Source organism: Ulvibacter sp. MAR_2010_11, from assembly GCF_002813135.1.
Lineage (GTDB): Bacteria > Bacteroidota > Bacteroidia > Flavobacteriales > Flavobacteriaceae > Altibacter.
In genome coordinates, this window is sequence record NZ_PHTY01000001.1 from 35,088 (window position 1) to 55,000 (window position 19,913).

General features: G+C 41.2%; 12 protein-coding genes and 2 rRNA genes (1 of these 14 only partly in view). 11 read left to right on the plus strand and 3 right to left on the minus strand.

The genetic code is table 11. The features are described 5' to 3' along the window. The first annotated feature begins 22 nt into the window (after positions 1-22). From ATE92_RS00155 to ATE92_RS00205, 11 genes are all read left to right on the plus strand, one after another. Positions 23-1,471 (plus strand): glyceraldehyde-3-phosphate dehydrogenase, encoded by a 1,449-nt coding sequence (locus ATE92_RS00155; protein ID WP_100801779.1) that lies wholly within the window; start codon positions 23-25, stop codon positions 1,469-1,471. A gap of 95 nt (positions 1,472-1,566) precedes the next feature. Beyond that, on the plus strand, positions 1,567-3,198 hold the full coding sequence (locus ATE92_RS00160; RefSeq protein ID WP_157809508.1) for a cadherin repeat domain-containing protein: 1,632 nt from the start codon (positions 1,567-1,569) through the stop codon (positions 3,196-3,198). Positions 3,199-3,206: 8 nt separating this feature from the next. Continuing rightward, positions 3,207-3,647 (plus strand): N-acetyltransferase, encoded by a 441-nt coding sequence (locus ATE92_RS00165; RefSeq protein ID WP_100801781.1) that lies wholly within the window; start codon positions 3,207-3,209, stop codon positions 3,645-3,647. 42 nt (positions 3,648-3,689) lie between these two features. Next, complete coding sequence (locus ATE92_RS00170; protein WP_100801782.1) at positions 3,690-4,184, plus strand: tetratricopeptide repeat protein; 495 nt, start codon at positions 3,690-3,692, stop codon at positions 4,182-4,184. Between the two features lies 1 nt (position 4,185). Next, positions 4,186-4,863, plus strand: coding sequence for a tRNA (guanosine(37)-N1)-methyltransferase TrmD (gene trmD, locus ATE92_RS00175; RefSeq protein ID WP_100801783.1), 678 nt, complete (start codon positions 4,186-4,188; stop codon positions 4,861-4,863). A 218-nt stretch (positions 4,864-5,081) separates the two neighbouring features. Next, a complete protein-coding gene (rplS, locus tag ATE92_RS00180) occupies positions 5,082-5,432 on the plus strand; it encodes a 50S ribosomal protein L19 (protein WP_100801784.1) in 351 nt (116 codons plus the stop codon). 572 nt (positions 5,433-6,004) lie between these two features. Further along, positions 6,005-8,233 (plus strand): NADP-dependent isocitrate dehydrogenase, encoded by a 2,229-nt coding sequence (locus ATE92_RS00185; protein WP_100801785.1) that lies wholly within the window; start codon positions 6,005-6,007, stop codon positions 8,231-8,233. Positions 8,234-8,294: 61 nt separating this feature from the next. Then, the gene (locus ATE92_RS00190; protein ID WP_369819729.1) at positions 8,295-10,661 is read left to right on the plus strand and encodes a TonB-dependent receptor domain-containing protein; all 2,367 of its coding nucleotides are present in this window, start codon (positions 8,295-8,297) and stop codon (positions 10,659-10,661) included. Between the two features lie 3 nt (positions 10,662-10,664). Further along, a complete protein-coding gene (locus ATE92_RS00195) occupies positions 10,665-11,471 on the plus strand; it encodes a DUF4249 domain-containing protein (RefSeq protein WP_100801787.1) in 807 nt (268 codons plus the stop codon). A 38-nt stretch (positions 11,472-11,509) separates the two neighbouring features. Next, complete coding sequence (gene murQ / locus ATE92_RS00200; protein ID WP_100801788.1) at positions 11,510-12,334, plus strand: N-acetylmuramic acid 6-phosphate etherase; 825 nt, start codon at positions 11,510-11,512, stop codon at positions 12,332-12,334. After that, complete coding sequence (locus ATE92_RS00205) at positions 12,318-12,539, plus strand: DUF6095 family protein (protein ID WP_100801789.1); 222 nt, start codon at positions 12,318-12,320, stop codon at positions 12,537-12,539. The genes murQ and ATE92_RS00205 overlap by 17 nt, the downstream gene beginning before the upstream one ends. A 5-nt stretch (positions 12,540-12,544) precedes the next feature. On the opposite strand, the gene ATE92_RS00210 is transcribed toward ATE92_RS00205, so the two are convergent. The 3 genes from ATE92_RS00210 to ATE92_RS00220 form a co-directional block, all read right to left on the minus strand. Beyond that, positions 12,545-15,853, minus strand: coding sequence for a VCBS repeat-containing protein (locus tag ATE92_RS00210; RefSeq protein WP_198515577.1), 3,309 nt, complete (start codon positions 15,851-15,853; stop codon positions 12,545-12,547). A gap of 1,111 nt (positions 15,854-16,964) precedes the next feature. Beyond that, positions 16,965-17,072 (minus strand): 5S ribosomal RNA (rrf, locus tag ATE92_RS00215). Between the two features lie 209 nt (positions 17,073-17,281). After that, a 23S ribosomal RNA gene (locus tag ATE92_RS00220) occupies positions 17,282-19,913 on the minus strand; it runs 212 nt beyond the window's last position.

Here is a 19,913-nt window from a genome sequence, read left to right on the forward strand (position 1 = left end):
AACCCCTTTAAACCACACAACTATGAGTTTTGATGACGTTTATGAAAAAGAACTGTCTTTTCAAACCGACCGCCGAAAAGCAACCGTAGAATTTATTAAGATTGTTAGTGACCTATGGTACGACAAATCCATCGAATTGGTGCTTTTCAGAAATCAATTAATTGATAGAAACGTAAGTGAAATTTTAAACCTTCACGAATATGCCGGCGAATTTGTACAAAAGCCCATTTCTATCTTCGATTCTGTAGAAATCGCGCAAGCAATCAAGACTCTGGATTTACCTCCTGCAAAGCTGGACATAGGTAAATTAACCTTTGAGTATCATTTGGAAGACAACCGATACCCTGATGCTATCGCCTTTGTGAGTGATAAATTAAAAGATGCAAAGCAAACCAATAACATTACACCAAAAGACGTGGTTTTATATGGTTTTGGGCGTATTGGTCGTTTGCTGGCAAGAGAATTAATGACCCGTACCGGACAAGGGAATCAGATGCGATTACGCGCTATAGTTACTCGTGGGCCTATTGATCAAACAATATTAGAAAAAAGAGCTTCTTTGCTTCAGTACGATTCGGTTCACGGAGATTTCCCGGGAACTGTGCGTACCGATTTAGAAAATAAAGCCTTAATAATTAACGGGACTACAGTTCATATCATTTCGGCAGATAAGCCTGAAGACATCGATTACACCGAATACGGAATTGATGATGCCTTAATTATTGACAACACAGGTGCTTTTAGAGATCACGAAGCCTTGAGCAGGCATTTGGTAGCCAAAGGTGCTTCCAAAGTATTGTTAACTGCTCCCGGAAAAGGAGTGCCTAACATTGTGCATGGTGTAAATCATAAGGAGCACAACCCGGACAAGGTAGATATCTTTTCGGCCGCATCCTGTACCACCAATGCCATCACGCCTGTATTAAAAGCGATTGAAGATTCGTTTGGTGTGGTTCAAGGACATTTGGAAACTATCCATGCCTATACCAACGATCAGAACTTGGTCGACAATATGCACAAGAAATACCGCCGTGGACGTGCTGCTGCATTAAACATGGTAATTACCGAAACCGGTGCAGGAAGTGCCGTATCTAAGGCATTGCCATCTTTTGAAGGTAAGTTAACATCGAACGCTATTCGGGTTCCTGTTCCCAACGGATCTTTGGCAATCTTAAAACTGGAACTGGAGGCGAAAACTTCTATCGACGGGATTAATTCGGTGATGAAGAAATACGCTTTGGAAGGGGATTTGGTCGAGCAGATTAAATATTCTTTAAACAACGAATTGGTATCAAGTGATATTGTAGGGTCTTCGGCTCCTTCTATCTACGACAGCAATGCAACCATCGTTGCCAATGACGGGAAAAATGTGGTGTTGTATGTTTGGTACGACAACGAATATGGCTACAGCCATCAGGTAATTAGATTGGCGAAGTATATATCGAAGGTAAGAAGATACACGTATTATTAGTAGTTTCTTCAATAACTTAAAAAAAGCCCATTGAAAAAACGATGGGCTTTTTTATTTTAATATCTTACGTACCCAAAAATTAAAAAATAATCTTTATGAAGTCTGCTCTCTTCTATAGTCTTAAATTTTTGACGCTTTTTTTATCAGTAATATTGTTTTCATGCAGTAAAGATTCAGAAACAGAAGTAGTAGTTTCAACTGCCGATCTCAATATTACGATCAATGAGAATCCCATAAATGGTCAAATTATTGGAACTGTAGTAGGATCTACAAATCAAGGCAGTGTTACTTTTTCTATCGTTCAACAAACACCAAGTGAATCTTTCGCAATTGATTCATCTACCGGTGTTGTTTCAGTGCTTAATGCAACTCATTTTGATTTTGAAGTAAATCCATTGATAACCGGTATCATCAAAATTGCTAATGGAGCTATTTCTCAAAATGCAACCATTTCAATTTCATTGAACGATATTAATGAAGATAATGTGTATGAAGGCATCATCCACTTAACAAGTCAAGAAGAAATAGAACAATTTGGCGCAAATAATTATACACATATCACAGGAACTTTGGGTATTGGGGGTTGGTTAAACTCGACATATACAGACATTACAGATCTAAGCCCCTTGAACTCATTGACAGGAGTTGGAAAAAACATAATTATTAGCTACACAAACAATTTAAAATCACTAAATGGACTTGAAAATATTTCTGGTGGAATAAACACCTTATTTATAGATCATAATGATGCGCTTATAGAAATTTCAAGTCTGGAAAATATAACTACTTTAGAGAATCAGTTATATCTTAATTACAATCCAAGTTTAGAAAATGTGGACGGTCTGACGGGGATTGGGTCAGCAAGGCGCGTTACAATTATGCGTAATCATTCATTGCAAAATATAAATGGTCTATCTAGTCTGGAAGACGTATATTCTATAGTAATTGATTCGAACAATGCATTGACAAATATTGATGGATTGGGTAATCTGAATTCATTAGTAGGGGGTATTACAATCAGCGAATGTAGTTCATTGACAAATATCAATGGATTATTTAATCTCCAAACAATTGGGGATCATTTTGCTTTAGCAGAAAACCCACTAATTACCAATGTTGATGTCCTATTAAATATTAATGAATTTATTCAACCCTTCAATATTTTTTTGAATGATTTGATTTCATTGAATAGTCTTGAAGGGATTAGCAACATTTCAACTGTTGAACATCTTAGTATTAACAAAACTCCTGCTTTGACTAATCTTCAAGGTCTAGAAAATATTACTACTGTTAACTATATTTCGATTTCAGCTACAGGTGTTTTGCAATTAACCGAGTTAAATCAAATTAGTACGGTCAGTTTAATGATTATAGTTAACAATCAAGCTTTATTAAATCTTGACGGCCTCTCAAACCTCAATTGGGTATTAGAAAATTTTATTATATCCAGAAATGATGTGATGACCAATATTAATGCGCTTTCCAATCTTAAATCAGCGCGCTATGTACAAATAAGTGATAATACAAGTTTAACAAACTTGAATGGATTTCAAAATCTAACGACCATTGAGAGAGATCTGAATATTACTTCCAATAGTTCATTATCCGATTTTTGCGGTTTAACTACTCTTTTTATTGGAGATGGCTTGGGAGAAGATTACCACTTTCAGCATAACGCATATAATCCTTCTCGACAGGACATCATAGATGGAAACTGCAGTTTATAAATTTTTTTATGAAAATCATCCAAGCCTCCCAAACCCATATCGACAAACTAGTTCCATTGTTTGATGGCTACCGAATTTTTTATAAAAAGCAGTCCAACCTCGAAGCCGCAAAATTGTACTTAGGTGAACGCTTTCAAAAAAATGATTCGGTTATTTTTTTGGCTTTAGATGAAAAAAATAACGGATTGGGGTTTACACAATTATATCCCAGCTATTCTTCTGTTGCCATGCAACGCACTTATATTCTAAATGATTTATTTGTAAGTCCTGAAGCCCGCGGACAGGGAGTTGGTGAAGCATTGATGAACAAAGCAAAAGAGTTTGCTGTTGAAAAAGGCAGTAGAGGATTAACGCTCGAAACAGATCATGACAATCCCGCGCAAAAACTGTATACTCGTCTGGGCTGGAAAAAAGATGTGGCTGTTAATCACTTTACATGGGAGGTATAATTAACGTTAATTCTTGTATTTTTACATTCTAAAATTCGCACTATGGATCACCTTACAAAATTGGAAGAGTTATTGGACCAAGCCAATACCGACATCAAAAATGGTCACTATGACGAAGCGACCAACAAACTTGAAGAAATAATAGGAATAGACCCCAATTTTGGGAAAGCCTATAACCATTTAGGGTATTTGTATGAAGTAAAGTTTAAGGAATACGAAAAGGGTGAAACCCTTTATAAACTTTGCCTAGAAAAGAGTCCGATGTATCCCGCTGTCTATTATAACTATTCTATTTTATTGTCCACACTTGGAAAATATGACGAATTAAAAGAATTGTTGGATCAGGCCATTAATATTCCCGGGATCACAAAATCCACAATGTATAACGAATACGCCATCATGTATGAACAACAAGGCAAGTTGAACGAAGCCATTGATTATTACAAAAAGGCGGCGATGAACACCTTGGATAAAAGTGTTTTGGAACGTGCTAAAGGCTCTATTGAGCGTTGTAAGATGAAACAGGAATTTTTATAATATGCGAATTGATATCATTACCGTTTTGCCCGAATTACTTGCAAGTCCGTTTGAGGCGTCTATCTTAAAACGCGCTATCGAAAAGGGACTCGTGGAAGTACACACCCACAATTTACGAGATTATTCTACGAATAATTACAAGCAAATTGACGACTATCAGTTTGGGGGTGGTGCGGGAATGGTGATGATGATTGAGCCTATCGACAAATGCATTTCTCAATTAAAGGCTGAAAGAGACTACGATGAAATTATATACATGACGCCCGATGGTTCTACATTTTCTCAAGGGATTGCCAATGAGCTATCACTGAAGGAAAATATAATCATACTCTGCGGGCATTATAAAGGCGTGGATCAACGGGTGCGGGATCATTTTATTACCCGGGAAATTTCGGTAGGTGATTTTGTACTAAGTGGTGGCGAATTGGCTGCAGCAGTGGTTTGCGATGCGATTATTAGACTTATTCCCGGAGTGTTGGGAAATGAAACCAGCGCTTTGACCGATAGTTTTCAGGACGATTTACTGGCACCGCCTATTTATACGCGTCCGGCCGAATACAAAGGATGGAAGGTTCCCGAAATTTTACTAAGCGGAAACACTGCAAAAATTGAAGCCTGGCGTGAAAATGAGGCCCATAAGCACACCGAAAAACGTCGCCCCGATTTACTGGATGATTAAGATGCGTTAAAGATAGAGGCGGCATCCTCCCAACTTGCTTGGGAGATACAGCCGAAAGCTTGGTCCTTACATTGTCTAAAGCAATGCAAGGAAACGCTCTAAAAAAAGTAATTAAAAGATTGCATCATAGTAGAAATTGCTTATTTTTGCAACCGATTTAATTCAACCACTGGCGAGATACGTGAATGTTGTTTTAAATAAATCTTTATCAAAGTATCATGGAAGAGTTAATAAAATTTGTACAAGACGAGTTTGTAGCGAGAAAAGAATTTCCAAAATTTGGCGCAGGGGATACCATCACTGTGTATTATGAAATTCGTGAAGGCGAAAAAACCAGAACACAGTTCTTTAGAGGAGTTGTAATTCAGGTTAAAGGAACCGGATCCTCACAGACCTTTACAATTAGAAAAATGTCGGGTACAGTAGGTGTTGAACGTATTTTCCCAGTGAATTTACCTGCACTTCAAAAAATTGAAATCAATAAAACCGGAAGCGTTCGTAGAAAACGTATCTATTACTTTAGAGGTCTTACCGGTAAGAAAGCGAGAATTAGAGAGAAAAGAAGCTAATTTTTTGCATCATAGTCTACAAAGAAGCGGTCTTACACAGACCGCTTTTTTTATGAACAAATGTTAATAACCCTCGTTTATAAATCGTTAATATTTACCGGCTTATAAAACTTGCATTTTACGGTTTCTGTATTACATTAGCAATATCAAAATGGTGTTACAGCCGGATTGACAATAAAGTAACGTTCTTTATATGCTTTTTTTAATTGTTTGAGACGCTAACGATTCTTGTAATGGTTAGGGTTGAGATTAAAAGGAGTTGGAGACTGTATTTTGAGACTAGTGTTAACTTCGGTTAGCCGTTCTGAAAAAACAAATCTCTTTGAAACAAATCACAACTGCAAGGGTATAATAAACTTGCCTAGATTCGCCTTCGGCGGATAGTTGGTAACGATGTGTTTCACAAGAAGCCATAGCAATGTAGCAATACAGTGTTATGGCTTTTCTTGCTTAAAAGAGGTTCTTAAAATATCATCCGATGCGGCTTTTAAAACCCTTTGCAAATCGTTATATTTGCAACTCAAAATACCTAAGCTCAGACAAAGCAGATTCCCTAAAAACAAAATAGCTCAATGACAAAAACCGCCAAAATAATTTATACCAAAACAGACGAAGCTCCTTTTCTTGCAACTCACTCCTTACTTCCTATTTTAAAAGCTTTTACCGGCCCTTCCAATATTACTATAGAAACGCGTGATATTTCATTGGCCGGAAGAATTCTCGCTGTTTTTCCTGAATTCCTTACCGACGCACAAAAAGTACCCGATGCCTTGACCGAACTAGGGGAACTTGCCAAAAAACCGGAAGCCAATATCATTAAATTACCGAATATAAGCGCGTCTATTCCGCAACTCACCGAAGCGATAACCGAATTGCAATCACAGGGTTTCGCCCTGCCCGATTATCCGGAAGATCCAAAATCACAGGATGAAAAAATTATAAAAGCCAAATACGATAAAATTAAAGGGAGTGCCGTAAATCCGGTACTTCGAGAAGGTAACAGTGATCGTCGCGCACCAAAAGCGGTAAAAAATTACGCCAAAAAGAACCCACACAGTATGGGTGCCTGGAGTAGCGATTCTAAAACACATGTTTCCACAATGGACCATGGTGATTTTATGCACAACGAGAAATCGGTTACTATTGAAAATGAAGGTGCAGTGAAAATTATTCTGCATGACAATGCCGGTCATGAAATTGTACTAAAAGAATCGGTTGCCGTATTGCAAGGTGAAATTATCGATGCATCCCTAATGAGTAAAAAGGCCTTGATAGACTTTCTAAAAGCACAGATAAAAGATGCCAACGACAAAGGGGTTTTGTTTTCACTGCACATGAAAGCGACTATGATGAAAGTGAGCGACCCCATTATTTTTGGCCATGCCGTAAAGGTTTATTTTGCTGAATTGTTTGATAAATACCAAGCTACATTTGAAGCATTAGGCGTTGATGTTCGTAATGGTTTTGGAGATTTAACCAGTAAGTTGGAAGAATTACCTTCAGACCAAAGAAAGGCCATTGAAGACGAAATTCAAAAAATAATGACCTCCAATCCCGATCTGGCGATGGTAAACAGTGACAAGGGAATTACCAATCTTCATGTCCCCAGCGATGTGATTATCGACGCTTCCATGCCTGCCATGATTCGCAATTCGGGACAAATGTGGGATGCCAAAGGTAATAAAAGAGATACCAAGGCTGTGATTCCCGATAGCAGTTATGCGGCGGTTTATCAATCCACCATTGATTTTTGTAAAAAACACGGAGCCTTCGATCCCACAACTATGGGGACCGTGCCCAACGTAGGCCTTATGGCCCAAAAAGCCGAAGAGTATGGCTCGCACGATAAAACATTCGAAATCCTTGAAAATGGAAAAGTACAAGTAATTGATGCAAATGGAAAGGTCCTTATGCAACATGAGGTTTCAAAAGGTGATATCTGGAGAATGTGTATGGTAAAAGATTTACCCATACAGGACTGGGTAAAACTTGCTGTGAGCCGCGCAAGAGCTACCGGAAATCCGGCTGTTTTTTGGTTAGACGAAAACAGGGCGCACGATGCACAAATCATTAAAAAAGTAAAAAAATACCTTCTAAATCACAATACAAATGGTCTGGATATAAAAATTCTTTCTCCCGAAAAGGCTACTGAATATACCCTGGAACGTGTACGAGAAGGAAAAGATACTATTTCAGTCACCGGAAATGTGTTGCGGGATTATTTAACCGACCTCTTCCCTATTCTCGAATTGGGAACCAGTGCAAAAATGCTATCTATAGTACCATTAATGAATGGCGGCGGTTTATTTGAAACCGGTGCGGGAGGCTCTGCTCCCAAACACGTGGAGCAGTTTTTAGAAGAAGGGCATTTGCGATGGGATTCATTGGGTGAATTTTTAGCAATTGCAGTTTCCCTGGAGCATTTAGGTACTACTTTTAACAATCCGAAAGCAATTCTATTATCTGAAACTTTAGACCAAGCCACCGAAAAGTTACTGGAAAACAAAAAAGGTCCGTCGCGTAAAGTTTATGAACTGGACAATCGTGGAAGTCACTTTTACCTGGCATTGTATTGGGCTCAGGCATTGGCGACACAAAACACGGATGCAACATTAAAAGCACGCTTCGAACCTATCGCCCAACAACTGGCTGAAAATGAAGGGCGCATCCTTGAAGAATTAAAATTGGCACAAGGCAATCCGGTTTCCATTGGAGGTTATTATTGGCCGGATGAATCGCGAGTTTATGCGGAGATGCGCCCGAGTGAGACCTTTAATAAGATATTGTCCGCTATTCAATAAGCATTGTTAAAAAGCCTTCGGAAACTTCGGAGGCTTTTTTTAATTGTTATTTTAAGAAAAAATTGCATTGAAGAAAATTCTTATAGTATTGGTATGCTTCGGAACTATAATTTTGCATGCCCAGGAACGATATACCTTGAGCGGCACTGTTTCTGAAGCGGATACGGGTGAGACACTTATTGGTGTAAATGTACTCATCCCAAGCCTGCAAACCGGTACAGTAACAAATCAGTATGGCTTTTATTCTATCACCCTTCCCGAAGGCGATTATGAGATCTTCTATAGCAACCTAGGATTTGCCACCCAGAAAATAACACTCCCTCTACGACAAAATATCCAACAGAATATCGATTTGAAAATAGACACTGAAGAGTTGGATGAAGTAATCCTAAAAACTGATGTGGAAAGACTCAACATCAAAAAACCCCAGATGAGTGTCAACTCGCTTTCCATGGAGACTATCAGGCAAATCCCGGTGGTTTTGGGCGAGACAGACGTGATTAAATCCATCACGCTATTGCCGGGTGTGACCAATGCCGGAGAAGGTGCGAGTGGATTTAACGTTCGAGGTGGTGCGGCCGATCAGAATTTGATCTTACTGGATGAAGCCACGCTCTATAATTCATCCCATCTTTTCGGGTTCTTCTCGGTATTTAATCCCGATGCTATTAAGGACCTTACCTTGTATAAGGGCGGAATTCCGGCCCGTTATGGTGGACGGATTTCTTCGGTATTGGATATTTATCAGAAGGACGGCAGTAAACGAGAGTTTCGCGCCAATGGTGGAATCGGACTTGTAGCAAGCCGATTACTGTTAGAGGGGCCAATAAAAAAAGATTCTGCTTCCTTCTTGGTAGGAGGAAGAAGCAGTTATGCGCATTTGTTTTTACCCTTATTCAACAATGATAATATAGCCTATTTCTATGATCTCAACACTAAAATAAGCTATAACCTTAATAAAAATAATAGATTATATCTTTCGGGTTACTTCGGAAGGGATGTTTTCAGCATCGCAGACAGCTTTGCGAATAGTTTTGGAAATGCCACTTTCAACCTGCGATGGAATCATCTTTTTTCAGATAAATTGTTTAGCAACCTTTCGCTTATCTATTCGGATTATTTCTACGGGCTGGAACTTAAATTCGTAGAATTCGATTTCGACAGTGGAATCCAAAACATGAATCTAAAATATGATTTTACCCATTTTCTTTCAGAAAAAATAGATCTTCGCTATGGTCTTAACAGTATTTACTACGCCTTCAATCCCGGTGATATAAAACCCACTACCGAAGATTCCGGAATCAATCCCTTCAAACTAACAGACAAGTATGCTTTTGAGAATGCCCTTTACGCAGATGCCGAAATTGAAATATCAGATAGGCTGGCAGTGCAGGCGGGGCTTCGGCTTTCCACCTTCAACAGACTGGGACAGGAGGCGTTAAACATCTATGCAGACGACAATCCAATACGCTACGACGACGCTCTAAAGATTTACCAAAAAGCCACGCCTATAGACACAGTTTCCTTTTCCCGAGGCACTACCATAAAAGCATTTGCACAACTGGAACCGCGGTTCGCCGTCGCCTATCAATTAAATGAAAACGCATCGGTGAAAGCAAGTTATAACCGAATGGCGCAGTACATCCATCTTATTAGTAATACTACTTCTCCCACCCCTTTCGATATTTATGCCCCCAGTGGGAAATACATCGATCCGCAGTTAGCCGATCAGGTTGCAGTGGGTTATTTCAGAACATTCGAGTCATACTCACTGGAAGTTGAGAGCTTCTATAAAACTGTGCAGAATCGATTGGACTATGTAGACGACGCCAATCTCATCGCTAATAATGCCGTCGAACAAATATTATTGAAAGGAAAGGCGAGGGCCTACGGTTTGGAGGTGCTCTTCAGGAAAACCGAAGGCAAACTAAAAGGTTGGATTGCTTATACACTCTCAAAGAGCGAGCAGCGAACCCCCGGAAGAACACCTTCAGAAACAGGAATTAATAACGGTGCCTGGTACAATTCTCCATGGGACAAGACACACGACATTAGCGTGACGACCCAATACGAGCTATCTAAAAAATGGTCCTTTGGAGCAAACATGGTCTACCAAACAGGCCAACCATCTACTTTTCCCAGTGGGCAATACGTTTACAACGATATTGTAGTTCCGGTTTATGAAGCACGTAACAGCAGCAGGTTGCCCTCCTATCACCATATGGACGTGTCGGCTAGCTGGGTTCCCAAACCCTATTCGAAGAAAAGCTGGAAGAGCGAGTGGGTCTTTAGCATTTACAATGTCTACAATAGAAAGAACGCCGCTTCAATTTCTTTCAGAGAGAATACAAACATCAACAAAAATGAGGCGGTACGCTTGTCAATTTTCGGCATTATCCCTGCTATCACATATAATTTTAAATTTTAGATCATGAAGCAACTCCTCTTTATACTTCTTGTATTTTTTTGCCTTACCGCCTGCGAAGAGGTGATCGAAATCGATCTAAATGAAAGCGCCCCAAAATTAGTGATCGATGCGTCTGTAACTAAAAATATTGAGACCAATGATGCTGTAGCCAGAGTACGTCTCACAACCACCAAACCTTTCTTTGATAATGGCCCAACCGATGTGAATAATGCTTCAGTGACCATTACCGACGATAACGGAGTAGTATATGTGCTTCCCGGATCGGGAAATGGGTATTACGGGATTGAACCTTTCAACGTGGAACCAGGAATTGCGTATACCCTGGAAGTAATCTTTAATGGAGAATCATATATCGCTACAGAAATGTTAGAACCTGTCGCTTCTTTAGACTTCGTGGAACAGCGCAACGATGGTGGATTTTCGGGAGAAGACATTGAATTGAAAGCTTTTTTTACCGATCCTCTCAATACAGACAATTATTATTTTTTTGAAGGACTAAGCGAACGCGGAGATTTCTATGATACCTTTAACGATGAGTTCTTTGATGGCAATACCATTTTTGGGTACTATTTGGTCGAAGACCTTTCAGCGGGAGATGAAGTAACGTTCTATCTTCACGGCGTAGATGCCTCTTTTTACAATTTTATGTTTGTCCTCTTGCAACAAAGTTCTGATCAAAGTGATGGTCCGTTCGAGACGCAAGCTGCAACGGTTCGCGGAAATCTGGTGAATACGACGCAGCCCGATAATTTCCCGTTGGGTTATTTTCGAATTTCTGAAGTGTCCACACTTACCTACACTGTTCAATAAATTGATTACTTATTCTGCAAAGAATCGTAAATTTGTATATGAGTTTTACCAAAACCACCGAAGCAGATTCAAATTTTAATCATCTGGAAAAGATGAGTATTCCTGAGTTGCTTCAACATATTAATAAGGAAGACAAGACTGTTCCGCTTGCGGTTGAAAAATCTATACCTCAGATTACCGCGTTAACGGAAAAAGTTACCGAAAAATTGAAAAATGGCGGCCGACTCTTCTACATTGGTGCGGGTACCAGCGGCCGATTAGGAATTGTGGATGCCAGTGAGTGCCCTCCTACTTTTGGTGTTTCACATGAGCTTGTTATTGGGATCATCGCCGGGGGTGATAGAGCTATACGTAAAGCGGTCGAATTTGCCGAAGATTCCGAAACGCAAGGATGGGAAGACCTTAAAAAGTATGACATTTCAGAAAAAGACATTGTTATTGGTATTGCTGCGTCCGGTACTACTCCCTACGTTATTGGGGCGCTTAAAAAATGTAATGACAACCATATTGCAACAGGCTGTATAACCTGTAACGAAGGAAGTCCGTTAGCACTCACCGCAACATTTCCTGTCGTGGTTATCGTAGGTCCCGAATTTGTCACGGGAAGTTCCAGAATGAAAGCCGGAACTGCACAAAAATTGGTTTTAAACATGATATCCACCGCTACCATGATTCAGCTTGGAAGAGTGAAAGGCAATAAGATGGTAGACATGCAACTGAGCAATAATAAACTGGTAGATCGCGGTATTAGAATGATAATGAATGAGCTCCGAATTTCAGAATCAGCGGCGCAACAATTACTGGATACACATAAAAATGTGCGTGCTGCCATAAATGCATACCAAAATGAAACACACCGATAAAGACTTATTACTTAAAGGAATTAAGAAAATGGCTTTGGCCCTGCCATTGCTGTTTTTAAGTCCGTATTTGCTTACGCTCTCCTTTTTAAACAAGGATAATTATATGTTCTATCTGGCTCTTATTTTGGGGCTTATTGCCGGAGCAGGTGCTATTTATCTATGTTTTAAAGGAATTAATACCATTATAAAATCTATGTTTGGATAGAATCCTTATATGCTTTGATTTTCCTTCCCTTTTCCATTCAGACTAAAAACATCCACTTTTCCGTTATTGTTTGTCACCACCAACAAGGTTCTTTCTTTATTTTTAATGGTAATTACTTCCCTTGCATCCCCGGAGGTTGCAAAGCCCGACTCTTTAAATGGAATTGCCGAAAAGTTTCCGTTGGCGTAGGATAATACACTCCCTTTTGAAGCATCGTATCTCACGGTTTCAACTTCAACATTGTATAAATTCCCAACGGTGATTATTTCATTATTTCCGTCATTGTTCACATCAGCAAAGGCAAAGCCACTAAGAGGTGAGAGCTGTGCCTGCCAAGGAAGCTTCTTAATTTCAAAGTTTCCGTTTCCTTTGTTTTCCAGGAATACGCTGTACATCATATCTGCCTTGTAATGAAGCGCTTCCTTCAGCTTTTCTCCATAAACATCTTCCAGTGTTGCATTTGCAAATGAGCGGTAATCCAAAAACTTATCCTTAATAAACGGCATTTGCTGTGAGGAACACTCTCTCCCTCGAGAAGGAACTAACTTTCCTTGATAGGTTCCGCTGAGGACAACATCATTGGTTCCGTTGTTGTCGAAATCGTAGGCATAAATATGAAATTCCTTCTTGTCACTCACTTTAAATTTTGCATTGAGCCCAAGATTTCCAACAAAATAATCCATATCGCCGTCACCGTCAATATCGTTTTGTGCCAGGCCAAACCACAGTCCGGTTGTGTTAGCCAATGCATCAATCTTTGCTTCGGTAAATTCTCCTTTATTGTTATTAAATATTTTGATGGGTGACCATTCTCCAACTACAATTAAATCTTCATCGCCATCACCGTCATAATCTGAGAAAAGTGCATCTGCAATTAATTGATTGGTTGCTAATTCTTTTTGAGTAAAGCGCCCATTCTCATTCATAAGAAAATAGGATTTTGGAGCGTAAGGATATTTGTCGGGGATAATTCTTCCTCCCACAAACAGATCGATATCTCCATCGCCATCAATATCGGAGCTTACTACCGCTTGTCCACTCACTGCAAGGGCAGGTAGTCTATCAATTGCCTTTTTAAAATTACCGGCACCATCATTTAAATATAAACGATCTTGATAATTGGGACTTCCTTCCGGAAGATGCGCCCCTCCACTCACCACATATAAATCCATATCGCCGTCACCATCGCTGTCAAAGAAAATTGCACCCGTATCTTCATACGCTGCATCCTGTTTCCAATCGCCCGTTTTTTCAGAAAACCCGTTAGAAGATTGGATGTATAACACTCCGGCCTGACCGGCCGCTCCGCCAATAAAAAGGTCTTCATTCCCATCCCCGTTTACGTCTGCTTTTACGATTGCCGGCCCCACATTAGATTGCGAATGCGGCAACAATATTTGCTTGGCATAATCATCGAACCGGTCTTCAATATGTTGAAATCCAATACCCGAATTTGTAACGTTTTTCAACAATGAAGCTGTATTTGAAGCGAGGTTAGTTGTGCTCTTTTGTGCCGAAGTGTAATCAATAGCATGCGTTTTATTGGCTTCTACCGAAGGAATTGTTGTGACTTTTCCATCGGGCCAGATTACTGTAACCGAAGCAGTTGCCGCGTCTTTAAGTCCGAATACCATAGCCGGATCTACAGAAGAAAGATATCCACGAGTGGTGTATAGTTCCTGCCACTGACTTCCTACCTCTGTTGTTACTTCAACTTTAGCGCCTAGCGCCTGAGGGTTTAACGCAGGGCCTTTTAACCGGAGTTTTATACTGTTTTTCCCTATAGAATTCGCTGCGAGACTTTCGTACAAGGTAGCTTCCGTTCCCATGTTATTGGTCACAAAGTCCAAATCCCCGTCATTGTCGAAATCGGCAGTGGCAATCCCGTTGGAGTTATATAGGCTTGGTGGGGCCCATTTTCCTGAAACATTTTCGAAATGCGCATTTCCATCATTCTGATAAAAAATATTCTCGGAGATATCACTGGGCACAATTTGCAATAAATCCTGAAGACTGGTTTGCAAGCCGGAGCGTTCCCGCTTATTTACTTCGATTTGAATATCTCTAAAAAGAAAATTCTCCTTGATTCCGTTGGTGATAAACAAATCCTTATCTCCGTCGTGATCCATATCAAAAAATAGTGGGGCCCAACTCCAGTCGGTTTTCGCGGTTCCCGAAAATTGAGCAACTTCGTTATACCGATTATTCCCATTATTTACGTGCATAGTATTGAACATATACTGAGAGTGGTAGCCATTATTCTTTAGACCGTGAAACTTTACAACATCCATGGATTTCATATAGGCTTTGGATCTAAAATGATCATCGGGGGCCATATCTACCACATAAATATCCAACAGGCCGTCGTTATTAATATCGACCATTTCATTTCCCATACTGTTAAAGGAAATATGATCAAAATAACTATCAATTTCGTTTTTGAAGGTTTTATTACCTTGATTGATACACAACAAATCCGGTTCTTCAAAGTCACTGCTGATGTAAATATCAGGGTAACCGTCCTTGTTTATATCTCCTATCGCAATTCCGTGACGATACCCAAAGTTGACCAAACCGGCTTCTTTAGACTTGTCTACAAATTTCCCATTCACATTTTCGTAAAAGACATCGGTTTGAATTTTACCCGATTTAATTTCCATCATATGTGCCTTGGCATCTTTAGCCTTAAAACCGGGCTGAGGATGATTTAACAAGTACATGTCCAAATCTCCATCGAGATCGTAATCGAAAAAAGCCGATTGAATGGAATGTTCGGCGCTGGCAAGGCCATATTCGGCTGCTGCCTCAGTAAAAGTGTTGTCTTTATTATTAATATATAATCTGTTGGTAAGGTCTGTCACTGATTTTGAAGGTCCCGAACGGCATACATAAATATCCAACCAACCATCGGCGTTAATATCTACCATCGTCACACCCGTGCTCCAACCTTGTAATTTGGCTATTCCCGAAGTTTCAGAAATATCCTTAAATTTTAAATTCCCTTCATTTATGTACAATTTATCATCCGATGAATTTCCTGCAAAATAAATATCGGGCAACCCGTCGTTGTTAATATCTCCGGTGGCCACTCCACTGCCATTGTATATAAACTCATAGTTTAAATAATTAGCATCCATGGTTTCTACTACCGTGTTTTTAAAGGTGAGATTGGTGGCGTTCGAATCGTGAAACGCAAAAAGGGGTGCTATAGCATCCTCGGTGGTTGCTGCATTTTTATTCAAATTAGCTTCCGACCTTTTTTCACCGCAAGAAATGATGCACAAGATTGATAAAAGTAAGAGTATTCTTTTCATAAGTTGTTTGGTTAGATATCTCATCCATAAACTGAAGCCTAAAAATAGGGAAATAGAAGCAACTAATTTATTCTTATAAGACGATTTTGTCGATTTCTTCTTAAGGATGATAAAGATATGAATATTTTGTTTTGGGCAATTCCCTTCTTCGCCGGCCTCCTTCGCCCAAGTAGCTCGGCTTCGAAGCGTCGGGCTATTCGCTATATCCCCCAATCAAGTTGGGGGGATGTCGCTGCTATCCCTATTGCAAAATGAACTGCCCTGCCTTTGCCGTGAGTTAGGAACTAAGTGATACGCTCGTCATCCCGCACTTGCCTGCAAGGAGCTGCCACACTGAGCTGCCACACTGAGCGTAGCCGAAGTGAAGTCGATGTGACACGTTTGTCATCCCGAACCCGAAGAGGGTAGACGGCTCTAAATAATATACAACATCAAAATCCTGAGTTTTGTATCTTATAAAATGTACAAAACTCAGAATTTTGGCACCACGCCACTTGTGGAATTTAGTCTTGTCATCCCGTGCTGGCCTGCACTGAGCGTAGTCGAAGTGACACGGGAACAAAAAAGTTCCTCATCAAATAAATGATGAGGGTAAATACATGACGGCTCAATAGAATAAAACGCTAAAAGCAGGGATTTTGCAACTTATTTAGCGTACAAAATCCCTCTCACAGGAAGTCGCAATGATGTTTTGTCATTCTGAGCTTGACTCAGAATCCATTCAAAGTCCTTCTTCAATGAAATGATGAGGATAAATAGATGACGGCTCAATAGTATGAAACAACCAAAACCTTTAAAATTGTAGTTTTGAATGTACAATTTTAAAGGTTTTGGTTACCACACCACTTGTGGAAGTTAGTCCTGTCATCCCGTGCTGGCCTGCACTGAGCATAGTCGAAGTGACACGGGGTCAAAAAAAAAAGACCCTCATCAAATAAATGATGAGGATAAATAGATGACGGCTCAATAGTACTAAAACAGTCAAAATTGCCAAAGTGGTATCTTAAAACTATCACTTTGGCAATTTTGACTACCACGCCCCTTGTGGAAGCGTCGCATAAATTTACTCCAAAAAAAAAGACCCAACCATTTACATGATTGAGTCTTTATAAGAAGGCGGCGACCTACTCTTCCACAAGTGTAGTACCATCGGCGCAAACGGGCTTAACTTCTCTGTTCGGAAAGGTAAGAGGTGAGCCCCGTCGCTATAACCACCTTAGTTGTAAGTGAGTGGTGAGTGGTGAAGTGTGAGTCGTAATTTCGATTCACTGTTCACTGTTCACTATTCACTGTCCGCTATTGGCGGACAAATATCTTAACATATTGAAAAAAGAAATAAGAAAATGCATGTAAATAAGGTAATTGATCCTCATTATAGGTATGCAAAAGAGTTAGCTTCCCCCCAACCTAGATTGGAGGGAAACGACGTACATAAGCATACGGGTTATTAGTATCACTCGGCTACGTACGTTACCGCACTTACACCTGTGACCTATCAACGTGGTAGTCTCCCACGACCCTTTAAAGAAATCTCATCTTGTGGTGGGTTTCGCGCTTATATGCTTTCAGCGCTTATCCCTTCCCGACGTAGCTACCCAGCAATGCTCCTGGCGGAACAACTGGTACACCAGAGGTCAGTCCAACTCGGTCCTCTCGTACTAGAGTCAGATCCACTCAAATTTCTTGCGCCCACTGTAGATAGAGACCGAACTGTCTCACGACGTTCTGAACCCAGCTCGCGTGCCACTTTAATGGGCGAACAGCCCAACCCTTGGGACCTTCTCCAGCCCCAGGATGTGACGAGCCGACATCGAGGTGCCAAACCCCCCCGTCGATGTGAGCTCTTGGGGGAGATCAGCCTGTTATCCCCGGCGTACCTTTTATCCTTTGAGCGATGGCCCTTCCATGCGGAACCACCGGATCACTATGCTCTACTTTCGTACCTGATCGACTTGTAGGTCTCTCAGTCAAGCTCCCTTATGCCATTGCACTCTACACACGATTGCCAACCGTATTGAGGGAACCTTTAGAAGCCTCCGTTACTCTTTTGGAGGCGACCACCCCAGTCAAACTACCCACCAAGCACTGTCCCCAAATTCATGGGTTAGGCTTCAAATAAGTAAAGGGTGGTATTTCAACAGTGACTCCACAACGCCTGGCGACGCTGCTTCGATGTCTCCCACCTATCCTACACATTACTTATCCAAAGTCAATACTAAGCTATAGTAAAGGTGCACGGGGTCTTTTCGTCCCACAGCGGGTAAACGGCATCTTCACCGTTACTACAATTTCACCGAGCTCATGGCTGAGACAGTGTCCAGATCGTTACACCATTCGTGCAGGTCGGAACTTACCCGACAAGGAATTTCGCTACCTTAGGACCGTTATAGTTACGGCCGCCGTTTACTGGGGCTTCAATTCAATGCTTCTCCGACAAGTCGGATGACATCTCCTCTTAACCTTCCAGCACCGGGCAGGTGTCAGGCCCTATACTTCATCTTTCGATTTTGCAGAGCCCTGTGTTTTTGATAAACAGTCGCCTGGACCTCTTCACTGCGGCCCTCAACTTAATGAGGGCGACCCTTCTCCCGAAGTTACGGGTCGATTTTGCCTAGTTCCTTAGCCATGAATCTCTCGAGCACCTTAGAATTCTCATCCCAACTACCTGTGTCGGTTTAGGGTACGGGCTGCTTCACTCGCTTTTCTTGGAAGTCGATACAATGGATTATCACCGCAGCCGTAGCCTTAGTGTACTATCGCCGTGTTACCACTGGCTTCAACGTGCTATTCCGTCAGCACGCACCATCTTTTCGCCTCCGTCACTTTTAACGTGAGCAGGTACAGGAATATTAACCTGTTGGCCATCCACTACCCCTTTCGGGTTCGCGTTAGGTCCCGACTAACCCTCAGCTGATTAGCATAGCTGAGGAAACCTTAGTCTTTCGGTGTGCGGGTTTCTCGCCCGCATTATCGTTACTTATGCCTACATTTTCTTTTCTATCCGCTCCAGCAAACCTCGCAGTTCACCTTCAGCGCAAATAGAATGCTCCCCTACCACTTACATCTCAAGGATGTAAGTCCATAGCTTCGGTAGTATGTTTATGCCCGATTATTATCCATGCCGGATCGCTCGACTAGTGAGCTGTTACGCACTCTTTAAATGAATGGCTGCTTCCAAGCCAACATCCTAGCTGTCTGTGCAATCCAACCTCGTTGCTTCAACTTAACATACATTTGGGGACCTTAGCTGATGGTCTGGGTTCTTTCCCTCTCGGACATGGACCTTAGCACCCATGCCCTCACTGCTGATCAACATTTTATAGCATTCGGAGTTTGTCAGGAATTGGTAGGCGGTGAAGCCCCCGCATCCAATCAGTAGCTCTACCTCTATAAAACTATAAATCAACGCTGCACCTAAATGCATTTCGGGGAGTACGAGCTATTTCCGAGTTTGATTGGCCTTTCACCCCTACCCACAGGTCATCCCAAGACTTTTCAACGTCAACGGGTTCGGGCCTCCACTGTATGTTACTACAGCTTCACCCTGCCCATGGGTAGATCACACGGTTTCGCGTCTACTACTACTAACTATATCGCCCTATTCAGACTCGCTTTCGCTACGGCTCCACCTCTTAAAGGATTAACCTTGCTAGCAACAGTAACTCGTAGGCTCATTATGCAAAAGGCACGCCGTCACAGCTTAAAGCCGCTCCGACCGCTTGTAAGCGTATGGTTTCAGGTTCTATTTCACTCCCTTATTCAGGGTTCTTTTCACCTTTCCCTCACGGTACTGGTTCACTATCGGTCTCTCAGGAGTATTTAGCCTTACCGGATGGTCCCGGCTGATTCATACAGGGTTTCACGTGCCCCGCACTACTCAGGATACCACTATCAATAACACGCTTTACTTATACCGGGCTATCACCGTCTATGGCCACTCTTTCCAAAGTGTTCTAATTCATTGTGCATCAAATCTCGTGGTCCTACAACCCCACAATTGCCGTAACAACTATGGTTTGGGCTAATCCGCGTTCGCTCGCCGCTACTGACGGAATCACTA